Source organism: Chitinophaga sp., from assembly GCF_036569185.1.
GTDB lineage: Bacteria > Bacteroidota > Bacteroidia > Chitinophagales > Chitinophagaceae > Chitinophaga.
In genome coordinates this window covers 1-11,414 of record NZ_DATCRD010000070.1, presented here as the reverse complement: position 1 = coordinate 11,414, position 11,414 = coordinate 1, and the positions used below count along the sequence as shown (strand labels likewise).

The 11,414-nt window shown below is 46.6% G+C and carries 10 protein-coding genes; 5 read left to right on the top strand and 5 right to left on the bottom strand.

Annotated features, from left to right (window positions below; all coding sequences use genetic code 11):
* From VIM72_RS04935 to VIM72_RS04920, 4 genes are all read right to left on the bottom strand, one after another.
* Positions 1-505: NAD(P)-dependent oxidoreductase (locus VIM72_RS04935; protein WP_332001756.1), on the bottom strand; the 505-nt coding region annotated here is incomplete at its 3' end.
* 227 nt (positions 506-732) lie between these two features.
* Positions 733-3,105, bottom strand: a complete 2,373-nt coding sequence (locus VIM72_RS04930; RefSeq protein WP_332001755.1) for an FdhF/YdeP family oxidoreductase — start codon at positions 3,103-3,105, stop codon at positions 733-735.
* A gap of 176 nt (positions 3,106-3,281) precedes the next feature.
* Positions 3,282-4,133, bottom strand: coding sequence for a helix-turn-helix domain-containing protein (locus VIM72_RS04925; RefSeq protein ID WP_332001754.1), 852 nt, complete (start codon positions 4,131-4,133; stop codon positions 3,282-3,284).
* A 104-nt stretch (positions 4,134-4,237) separates the two neighbouring features.
* The gene (locus VIM72_RS04920) at positions 4,238-5,164 is read right to left on the bottom strand and encodes a helix-turn-helix domain-containing protein (protein ID WP_332001753.1); all 927 of its coding nucleotides are present in this window, start codon (positions 5,162-5,164) and stop codon (positions 4,238-4,240) included.
* 277 nt (positions 5,165-5,441) lie between these two features.
* Here VIM72_RS04920 and VIM72_RS04915 point away from each other — a divergent pair, with 277 nt between their 5' ends.
* Together VIM72_RS04915 and VIM72_RS04910 are read left to right on the top strand one after the other, a co-directional pair.
* A complete protein-coding gene (locus tag VIM72_RS04915) occupies positions 5,442-6,404 on the top strand; it encodes a Dyp-type peroxidase (protein ID WP_332001752.1) in 963 nt (320 codons plus the stop codon).
* Positions 6,405-6,502: 98 nt separating this feature from the next.
* Positions 6,503-7,420 (top strand): bestrophin family protein, encoded by a 918-nt coding sequence (locus tag VIM72_RS04910; RefSeq protein WP_332001751.1) that lies wholly within the window; start codon positions 6,503-6,505, stop codon positions 7,418-7,420.
* A gap of 62 nt (positions 7,421-7,482) precedes the next feature.
* Here VIM72_RS04910 and dnaK read toward each other — a convergent pair whose 3' ends face one another.
* Positions 7,483-9,390 carry a molecular chaperone DnaK gene (gene dnaK / locus VIM72_RS04905; protein ID WP_332001750.1) on the bottom strand — a complete coding sequence of 636 codons (1,908 nt, stop codon included), beginning with the start codon at positions 9,388-9,390 and terminating at the stop codon, positions 7,483-7,485.
* Positions 9,391-9,745: 355 nt separating this feature from the next.
* Between dnaK and VIM72_RS04900 the strand changes: the two genes are divergently transcribed.
* The 3 genes from VIM72_RS04900 to VIM72_RS04890 form a co-directional block, all read left to right on the top strand.
* Entirely contained in the window at positions 9,746-10,651 is a 906-nt protein-coding gene (locus tag VIM72_RS04900; RefSeq protein ID WP_332001749.1) for a J domain-containing protein, read from the top strand.
* Positions 10,652-10,656: 5 nt separating this feature from the next.
* On the top strand, positions 10,657-10,968 hold the full coding sequence (locus VIM72_RS04895; protein WP_332001748.1) for a chaperone modulator CbpM: 312 nt from the start codon (positions 10,657-10,659) through the stop codon (positions 10,966-10,968).
* Positions 10,965-11,414, top strand: a 450-nt coding sequence (locus VIM72_RS04890) for a mechanosensitive ion channel family protein (RefSeq protein ID WP_332001747.1), incomplete at its 3' end; no start/stop codon positions are given. The genes VIM72_RS04895 and VIM72_RS04890, both read left to right, overlap by 4 nt.

Genomic DNA, 11,414 nt, shown 5'->3' with positions numbered 1-11,414 from the left:
AGAAACGGGAAGTGCGAAGTACTATGCAGGGCAGGCCGTGATTTCTGTAGAAGAGCTGGCAAAGGTCTTCTGCTGCTTTTTTGGTTACCCCGTAGATATTCTTAGGCTGTGGCTGCACTTCCTCCGTAATCCAGGCTGCAGGCGCCCCGGCAGGGGGCACTAATGCATCCCCAAAAACACTGGTGGTGCTGGTAAAAACAAAACGCTGCACGCCGGCAGCCACTGCTTCCTGCAGGAGGTTAAGCGTGCCGGTAATGTTGGTATCCACGAATTGCTGCATAGTATGTGTGGCTACATGGGGCTTATGCAGGGTGGCCGCATGCAAAACAGTGGTGACCCCTGTCATACAATCTCTGACGAAGGAACGGTCTGTGATGGAACCTACATTAGTAGTAAATGCGGAGGGCTGGATATCCAACCCGATCACTTCAGCAGAATGTTGTCTTAATGTGCGTACCAGCGCCTCTCCAAGATGCCCGGCGCTGCCGGTTACCAAAACTTTCATGTTCTCTATTTTATAAGAATGGTGCAAAATTGGGAAAAAATCCCGCTATGGGCAGGACAATTGTCCCGCCAGTATTCCCTAAAAACACAAGGGCTGCATCCAATAGCTTCAGGCACTGCTGCCTGTTATTGCAGTAGCAACAGGGTTATTCGCATGTGAGAAAGATGATACTGGGAAATCAGAGGCCGGCCAGTACGCTTTTTATTTGTAAAAACAGTAACCAGCTTTTACAATTGGTTTATCCGGCTGTAGATAGCAGGATCGTGTTTTTTAATTTGAATTTTTACATATTTCGAAGCCGGCATATTGCTTTCCTTAACGACGTTGTTTATCGATACGAGGACATTTGTTTCAGGAAAATAAGTAACTGTATTGCGTTTGGGAATCTGGTAGGAAACAATAATGAATAATGGCGCGATACGCTCGATGCCATCATCATAATTGAACAGGTCTACTTTATCGCCTGCTTTAAAACCGGCTTTTTCAATATCGTCCGCGTTCATAAAGATCACCCGGCGTTCATTTTTAATGCCCCGGTAGCGGTCATCCAGGCCATAGATGGTTGTATTAAACTGGTCGTGAGTGCGCGTAGTAGCCATCAGGTATTCATCCGGCCCGAGGGTGTTATCGGGGATGTCGGTCAGCGTAAATGGGGCGCGGTCGCCAAACTCCTCAGTTTTAAATATACCATCACGTGCTGCATTGGGCAGGTAAAAACCACCTTTCTGCAGCACTCTTTCGTTGTATCTGTCAAAACCGGGGATACATTTTTCAATGTCATCCCTTACAGCGTCGTAACTATCGTGATAGCGCTGCCAGTTAATAATGGATTCAGGCCCAAGGGTAGCCATCGCCATCCGGCACACGATCTGGGTTTCATTAATCAGGTGCCCGGAGACCGGTTTTAAGATGCCTTTTGATTTTTCGACCACTCCCATGGAGTTCTCAGTACTAACGAACTGATGTACGCCATTAACCATATCTATATCGCTGCGCGAAAGCGTTGGCAGTATAATAGACTCCTGGCCATGCACCAGGTGGCTGCGGTTTAGTTTCGTGGACACATAAACGGTGAGCGCCAATTTGCGCATGGCTTCCGCCGTATAGGTGGTATCCGGTGTGGCGGACAGGAAATTGCCGCCCATACAAAATAGTACTTTCAGGCGCTGTTCATGCATCGCTTTGATGGCGCGCACAACATCATAGCCGTGTTTGCGGGGCGGGTTAAATCCAAAGAATTGCTGCAAACGGTCCAGCTGCTCATCGGTTGGTTTCTCATCAATCAGCATTGTCCGGTTGCCCTGTACATTGCTGTGCCCCCGGACCGGGCAAACGCCGGCCCCCGGAATGCCGATACTTCCCTTGAGCAGGAGCAGGTTGAGGATCTCTTTGATCATATCCACTCCATTGTGCTGTTGGGTGAGCCCCATACCCCAGCAGACGATAATACGTTGTTTAAAAGCCATCATCTGCGCCGCTTCATAGATATCTGCTTTGGCAACCCCGGCCTGCAGGGCAAGTTCATCCAGGTCATAGTGTTCGAACTGTTTGATAAATGCATCGTATCCTGTTGTTTTTTCAGTAATGAAAGACCGGTTAAACACCTTACCCTCAGACATTTTCTCAGACTCAAACAGCAGGAGCTCAATGGCTTTTAACAGGGCCATATCGCCGTTTATTTTTACCGGCAGGTACAGGTCTGCCAGCTTAACGCCATTGCCGATAATACCGCTGATTTCCTGGGGGTTATGAAAGCCCATCAGGCCGGCTTCGGGCAAAGGGTTAATCGCAATAATTCTGGCGCCATTCTTTTTGGCTTTTTCCAGTGCGCTCATCATCCTCGGCGCATTGGTACCAGGGTTATGACCGATAATAATGATGATCTCTGCGTGATAAAAATCTTCCAGTTTGACGGTCCCCTTCCCGATGCCTATCGTAGGACGAAGAGCAGATCCCGACGTTTCATGGCACATATTGGAGCAGTCCGGCATATTATTCGTCCCATATACTTTGGCAAAAAGCTGGTAAACAAAAGAAGCTTCATTGCTCGTCCTGCCCGAGGTATAAAATGCCGCTTCATCAGGGGTAGCAAGCTGGTTCAGGTGCACCGCGATCTTTTTAAATGCATCATCCCAACTTATAGGCTGGTAATGCGTGCCGCCTTTGGGCAGGTACATCGGCTCCGTAAGCCTACCCATTTTGCCGATGTTATAATCATCCAGCTTAGCCAGGTCATAAACAGCGTTGGCTTTGAAAAAAGCTGCGGTGACCCTTTTGGTGGTGGCTTCCTCCGCAAGCGCTTTGGCGCCGTTTTCACAGTATTCCCCAATCGGTGAACGCTCATCATCCGGGTCGGGCCAGGCGCAGCTGGGGCAGTCAAACCCTTCAAACTGGTTCATATGCAATAATGCTTTGTTGCCCCGGAAAAATGTCTTTTCTTCCAGCAAATCCTTCATAGCAGCCATCACTGCTGGTACACCTGCCGCCCATTTTTCTACTTTAGTGAGTTTGAGGTCTAATAACTGGTAAGGGTTTTCTGCAGAAGGTTTCCGGTTCGCAGGCTGGCCGGCAGGTATATTATCAGGTTTATCTTTTTCCATCATGCTCTTTTTAAACGTTAGAAATTAAATCAGCGTTTGGGTAGATGTTCATTCCCGTTCATATGGTATTGCATTTGCAGGCAAATAACATGTTAATAACAATGTAACGAAAGCACGGTATAAATGTTCATTCCTTAACCATTGAATTATTAAGAAAACATGCCGGCAGGTTCCAATCAGTTTTCAATGCTTAGTTTAACCGACCGTTCAAATAGTTTCCTGTATGCCATTGGCGTAAGGTTTGTTTTTGATCTAAAAAAATACGAAAAATAGGTTAGCTTGGGAAAGCCTATATCAAAGGCGATTTCCTTGACTGATTTCCTGGTGCTGTGCAGTAATTGTTTGGCTTCATGTAATACCCGTTCCTGGATAATTTCGAGTGCTGATTTATTGAAGCTTTTGCGGCAAATGATGCCAAGATAATTGGGTGTGATGCACAGCCTCGCTGCATAGAAAGATACCGTCTTGTGTTTCCTGAAATTTTCGTCTACCAGTACCTTAAAAGAGTGGGCAATAGAATGTGCATTTCCCATGAGCATATCGCCATGCCTACCATGCCTCCACAACGAAATGATGAGCGTAATCAGCAGGCAGCGGGCATTGACCAGTTCCAACGAAACATTGGCCGCGCTAAGCTCTTCTTTGATAGCCAGGCACTCTACGAGGGCCTTTTTAAAAGTCGGCATATCCAGGTCAGGTATTGGCGGCTGGTCATATTGGAAAAAGATAAATTGAAAGAAGGGGGGAAACATCTCCGGCATATCTTTGCTAATTGTTAACAGGTAGCCCTTGGCCGGCCCGTCCAGTTTCCAGTGATATAGCTTCCCGGGGATAAGTATATGGATCTGACCCGGCCGGACAGGATAGTCCTTTAATTCGATCGTGAGCAGGCCCGTGCCCATTTCTACAAATAACAATGTAAAATAATGCTCCCTGGGCGCAGTGATCTCTGCTTCGTTGCCGATTTCCCTGACACTAACGAAGCTGTTTGCGGTGTGTTTCTTTCCACTATCGGGTGCGATTTTCATTTGCTTGTAAGGGCTTCTTTTGCATACGCTGTTGTAGTATTTCAATACCCTATATACAAAGCTCAGGTTTACCTCCCCGAAAGAAGTATCTGTTTTACATCAACTTATGACACTTTCAAATGTTTCTGCCGGAGAGTCTGCGGAGAACTGCCTGTGTGGCGCTTAAAGAAGCGGAAGAAATGAGACGCTGATGCAAAGCCGAGCTCATAGGCTATCTCCTTTACTGTAAGACTTGTATGAAACAGTAGATCCCCTGCCTCCCGGATGAGTTTTGCATCAATGGTTTGCTTGGCCGACTGATCCAGATGCCGTTTACAAATCGAATTGAGCACATTGGGATGAATGTGCAGCAGCTTTGCATAGTATGAAGTGGAATGCTGTTCTTTATAATGCTGCTGAATCAGGTCAACATACTGAACATAAACAGGGGACAAGGATTTTCTTTTGAGTTTATCATGGTGTTTAAATAAGCGTTCGCAAACCAGGATCAACTCCAGTATCTTAAGCGCTATCATTTCATTTTTATTCACCCATTTCTGGTTGCGTTCTTCCAGCAGTGTATCAAAAATATCCTTCAGCGTTTTTGCCTGCCGGGTAGTTACCTGCGTATATGGTTTCAGGTCATTCCGCAGCAATTCCAATTTGAACAGGTGATGGCGTGGAAAACGTTCCTGTAAAAAGAAGTTGAGATTGAAACCAAGCAAAAAACCTTTGGTATCCTCGCTATGCTGTCCTGTTTGAATAGTTTGGCTGGGGATGATAACAAGCGAGTTTTTATTCATCGGCGCTTTTATTTTTCCCACCACTCTTTCCCCTTCTCCCTGTGTTGTAAAAATGATAATCACATTAGACACTCTATAGGGCGGAATGGTGTAGCCATATTCAGGCAGGGAGTCTTCCAGCCTGAAGTAAAAGTAGTCCAGCTTCTTCCCAAAGCTGGTATCAAGTTCAATGAGCTTTTTATCCTTTCGGTAGGTTTCAAACGCTCTTTTATAATCACTGAAAATTTTCTTCTCGTCAGCAGTCAACATAAACTAAAATAGATTTCAGGTAATAAGATGTTCCCAAAGGGTGTTTTTGCTGCTTCCTGCCACGGAATACAAAACGGTTACAATTTACTATTGTGATGGAATATTGTAAAAAATTAAATAAAAACAATATGTATAAGAATGTAATTCGATATGATTTTCACGGTTTACGACAGGAATATGACCTGATGTATTGTCTGTAAAGATGATTAAAGATTATTATTGCACAGAAACTGCAACACTCAGCCTATTACAGACAATAATATATCATTATTTCATCATGAATTCGTCGCCACAAAACGTATTAGATTATCATGGTACCCACACCATTTTCCTGGTCTGGAATTTTAAGGAACATATGGATATCAAAGCCGGTTTTCAGCATATCTGCGCCCTGGTGATCAACCTTAACAATTCGGCTTCCCTGCGTTTCCCGGATAGCGGCGTTAGTTGTGTAATGGGTATTGGACATGATGCGTGGCTCGCCCTTGAGCTGCCTACGCCACTGCCCAGGGAGCTGGAGAGTTTTCAGGCCATCGAAGGAGATAAGCACAGGGCTGTTTCGACAAAAGGGGATCTGCATTTTCATCTGCGGGGAGACACGGCCGGTAGCTGTTATGATATGGCGGCCGACCTGTCGGCGATACTTTTACCAATTGCAGACTGTATGGAGGAAGTTCATGGGTTCCGCTATTGGGACGGCCGCTCTATCCTTGGTTTTGTAGATGGTACTGAAAATCCGCATGGCCCCCAGCAGCGGGCCTATTTTGGTCTCGTAGGCGCTGAAGATCCTGCTTACCAGGGCGGCAGCTACCTGTTTGTCCAGAAATATATTCATGACCTCCGTGCCTTTAAGGCGTTATCCCTGGAGGAACAGGAAAAAGTATTCGGGCGTTCGAAACAAAATGATATAGAAATGCCGGATGCTGTGAAACCGGCTAACTCGCATACAGCGGTCGCCAATATCGGCGACGACTTTAAGATTATCCGTGATAATATGCCTTTTGGCAATATGGCTACCAATGAAATGGGAACTTATTTCATTGCCTATGCCAGCACGTTTGCTACAGTCAAAAAAATGCTGACGAATATGTTTGTCGGTTCCCCGCCGGGTAATTACGACCGGTTGCTGGACTTCAGTACGCCCCAAACCGGGACTTTATTCTTTGCGCCGACACTGACCTTACTGAAGCAGATTGCAGATGGTGAGATACCCTCGTTGGCGGAAACGCCGGCTGATTGATGGGGACCGCCGGATACCCGGAGCGTGATGCCGTTGCCGCGGGACTATACCTGCAAAAAGTTTCACTTCCTGTTTTTTAAAAAAGAAGTAATCAGAAGATGATCATCAGGAAAAAAGAACACTGGTTTAAGATGCTGTTTATCTGGCACGGCTCGGTCCTGCCAGGGTTGCTTCCCAGGCTGTTGCTGTTGTTTTTGTTATCTCTGGCTGTGGTGTACGCACATGGAACTATTTTTTCTTTCAAAGTACCTTTGAATCCATCGCCGTTAACCCTTTCCGGCTTTGTGCTGGCGCTGTTTCTGGGTTTTCGGAACAGCGCCAGTTACGACCGCTATTGGGAAGCACGTAAGTTATGGGGGATATTGTTAAATACCAATCGCTCGCTGGTGCGGCAGTTCCTCACGCTGCCCATCGGGCCGGCGGATACCCGGCGTACCAGTTCCTTTGTTGGCCTGCTCAACGCGTTTACCTTTGCGCTGAAGCATCAGCTCAGGGGCACAGATCCTGCTGTTGATCTGGAAGAACGCCTGGATAAAGAACAGCTGGCAGAAGTTAGCTCCGCAAAGTATAAACCCATTATTTTGTTGAACCTGCTGGCAAGATCGGTGGCACGCGAACGTGCAGAGGGAAAGATTGACCCGATCCAACAGGCCTGTTTTGAAGAGCACTTCAACCAGCTCTCCGGGATTGTGGGAGGATGTGAGCGCATTGCAACCACTCCCATCCCATACAGCTACCGGGTATTGCTGCACCGCACGGTATATATTTACTGTTTTTTACTGCCCTTCGGGCTGGTGGACAGCCTGGGCTGGCTCACGCCTTTTATCGTCGTTTTTATCGCCTATACCTTCGTGGCATTTGAAGCGATTGCAGATGAAATAGAAGAGCCCTTTGGTACCGATGCCAATGACCTTGCACTGAACCAGATGTGCAGGATGATTGAATACACTACGCTCGAATCAGCCGGTCTGCCGGTAAAGGCTGTACCCGTGGCAGCCACAGATGTGATAGATTAAGGAGCCGGGTAAAATGTGTATCATTCCTGCTTTGCTTTCATCAACCAACCGGCTGCAATAGTTTATCTCACCTCTTCAAATGGAACGTCCTGAACGTCGTCAGTACCTGTGGGCCCTGCGTGGGATGCTTCGCCGTGTCCATCACCTGCTGTGCCATTCCCTGGCTGCGGCGCTGTTTTGTACATATCTTCGCTCGCTGCCGTCCATGCCTTATTTAAGTCGGCCACAGCACGGTCAACGCCAGCAATATCCTCGTGTTCAGCTGCATATTTCAAGGCATCCCTGGCGCTTCCGATGAGTGTTTTTTTATCCTGGGGTATCTTATCACCAAACGTATTGAGTTGTTTATCCGTCTGGAAAAGCAGGCTGTCTGCCTGGTTTAGCTTCTCTACTTTCTCACGCGCTGCTTTATCCGCTGCTTCGTTGGCCCTGGCATCCGCTTTCATTTTTTCTACTTCTTCTTTACTCAGGCCACTGCCAGCTTCAATGTGGATAGTTTGTTCTTTGCCTGTGCCTTTATCCTTAGCCGAAACATTTAAGATGCCGTTGGCATCAATGTCGAAGGTAACCTCGATTTGCGGTAATCCCCTTGGGGCGGGAGGTATGCCGTCCAGGTTGAAAATACCCAGGCTTTTATTATCCCTGGCCATTGCACGGTCGCCCTGCAGCACATGAACCTGTACACCGGGCTGGTTATCGCTGGCCGTGGAGAAAGTTTCTGATTTTTTTGCGGGGATAGTTGTATTTGCCGGGATCAGTGTGGTCATCACCCCACCCATGGTTTCAATGCCAAGAGACAGCGGGGTAACATCCAGCAGTAAAACATCCTTTATTTCTCCCGTCAGGACAGCTCCCTGGATAGCGGCGCCAATAGCAACCACTTCATCGGGATTAACGCCTTTGTTGGGCCTGCGGCCAAAGAATTTCTCAACGATTTCCTGTACTTTAGGAATACGTGTACTACCTCCGACGAGGATCACTTCCTGGATATCGGATGCTTTGATATTCGCGTCTTTTAACGCTGTTTCACAAGGTGTCAGGCAGCGACTGAAAAGGGCATCCGAGAGTTGCTCGAACTTAGCGCGTGTCAGTTTTCTGACAAGGTGCTTGGGCACCCCGTCAACAGCCGTAACGTATGGAAGATTGATTTCTGTTTCGGTAGCAGAAGAAAGCTCCACTTTTGCTTTTTCAGCCGCTTCCTTGAGGCGTTGCAGGGCCATCGGGTCTTTACGCAGATCAATGCCCTCATCTTTTTTAAACTCATCCGCCAGCCAGTCCATGATGACCTTATCAAAATCATCACCCCCCAGATGTGTATCGCCATTCGTGGATTTTACTTCAAACACGCCGTCGCCCAGTTCCAGGATAGAAATATCGAAGGTACCACCACCAAGGTCAAACACGGCAATTTTATGGCTCCTGTTGCCTTTGTCCAAACCATAGGCAAGGGCTGCAGCTGTAGGCTCGTTAACAATACGTCGCACTTTCAGGCCGGCTATTTCCCCGGCCTCCTTTGTAGCCTGGCGTTGCGCATCGTTGAAATAAGCAGGCACCGTAATAACCGCTTCGCTTACTTCCTGCCCCAGATAATCTTCCGCAACCTTTTTCATTTTCTGTAAAATAATGGCGGAGATCTCCTGTGGCGTATATAGCCTGCCTTCGATATCAATACGGATGGTGTCATTATCACCGCGGACAACTTTATAACTTACATGGGTTAATTCATTTTGTACCTCGTCAAACCTGCGCCCCATAAAACGCTTGACGGAACTGATGGTATTCTGCGGATTAGTGATAGCCTGCCTTTTGGCAGGATCTCCTACTTTGCGTTCCCCGTTTTTTAAAAAAGCAACAACAGAAGGCGTAGTGCGGCGGCCTTCATCGTTGGCGATTACCACCGGTTCATTGCCTTCCATTACAGCAACGCAGCTGTTAGTGGTGCCCAGATCGATTCCAATAATCTTACCCATAATATTCCAGTTTAATTTTTGTAATTATCAGGCAATACAATGGCTGGCCGGGTAATTCCCGGTATTGCTCCTTCCACTGTAAATAAATAATTTTAGATGTTGCTGTTTGCTTTCAGTTTTTATACAATACCTGCATCGATCATGAGAGGAACCTGCAGCATTGCCCGTAGCAATAATAAGATAATATTCCGGATGATCTCAGGCAAACAGTATCGAATTTGATGATAATAATATCCTATTTTATCTGTGGAAATTGTTTTATTCGGATTAAGTTCTCATCTTAAATATTGTGCCCCGGCAAAACAAAAGGCGCGAACAAACAAATTGATTTTTTGAAAACTAATGTGTTGCAATAATGGACTATGTAGATTATTATAAGCTCCTGGGCGTAGAGAAAAATGCGACAGCTGATGAAATTAAAACTGCCTACCGGAAACTGGCGCGCCAGCATCATCCCGATTTAAATCCCAACGACCCGGAAGCCGGTAAACGTTTTCAGGCCATTAATGAGGCGAATGAAGTATTGAGCGACCCGGAGAAAAGGAAGAAATACGATCAGTACGGCAACGACTGGAAACATGCAGAACAATTTGAACAGGCTAAAAGGCAACAACAAACATCGGGAGCCTATACAGGAGGCAACCCGTTTGGCGGCGGCTTTGCCTATAATGGTGATGATGAGAATTATTCAGATTTCTTTGAATCCATTTTTGGTAACCGCAGGAGAACGCAAAGGGAAAGCCGTTTTAAAGGACAGGATATTCATGCTTCCTTTCAACTCAATTTATCGGCGGCTTATAAAACCCATCAGCAAACGTTTACTGTTAACGGGAAGAACCTTCGTATCACTGTTCCCGCTGGTGTGGAAAACGGCCAGGAAATAAGAATCGCAGGTTATGGTGCCCCGGGTGTAAACGGCGGACCTAACGGGGACCTGTATATCACTTTTGATATTGTGAACGACACTGCCTTCGAACGCAGAGGCAATGACCTGTACAAGGAAGTTCCGCTGGATTTATATACAGCAGTACTGGGAGGCAGCGAAACCATCGATACCTTCAGTGGTAAGGTTAAACTCACCATTGCCCCGGAAACACAGGAAGGCACCCGCGTACGCCTGAAAGGGAAGGGTTTCCCGGTATATAAGAAAGCAGACGAATTTGGCGATTTGTATGTCACCTTCCGCATACAGCTTCCGAAACATTTATCCGCGAAAGAAAAAGCCCTGTTTAACGAACTCGCGCTGGAGCGCAAAAAATAATAACGATGAATAAACAGAACAATATATCCGTTGAACAATGTTCATTCTTCTATCATATTGAAGTGTCCTTTATCCGGGAACTTGAAACACATGGCCTCATCGAAATAAAACAGATCGGGGACCAACATTTTATTGCCTACGACCAGCTGGGCCAGCTGGAGAAACTGATGCATCTTTTTTATGAATTGCAGATTAATATGGAGGGCCTGGAAGCCATCAACCACCTGGTTAACCGCGTACAACAGCTGCAGGGTGAAATAAAGAGATTGCAAAACCTCCTGCCCAGGGAGGTACAAAATATCCATAAGCAACTATGAGAACCATCGACTATATCCACAACATTCTTGAAAACTGGAAACAGGCGCTTTTGGCATTCCTGCCTAATTTAGTATTGGCTATCGTTGTATTGATCGCCTTCCTGGCGATGGCCCGTATGGTAAAAAGGATAAGTTTAAAAAGTTATTCCCGGTCGATGACTGCCAACAGCGACATCGCTAAGCTTATCTCATCGGCTATTTACTTCTTCCTGCTGCTGGCGGGTACTTTTATCGTATTACAAATACTTGGTCTGGAAAGAGTCCTCACCAGGCTGATCGCCGGAGCAGGCATCATTGGTATCATCGCAGGTTTTGCTTTCAAGGATATTGCAGCCAATGCTTTTGCCGGCCTGATGCTCAACGCCCAGCATCCACTAAAAGAAGGAGACTGGATACTGGTGGATAGTAATTATGGCAGCGTATTGAAAATAGGCCTGCTGACAACC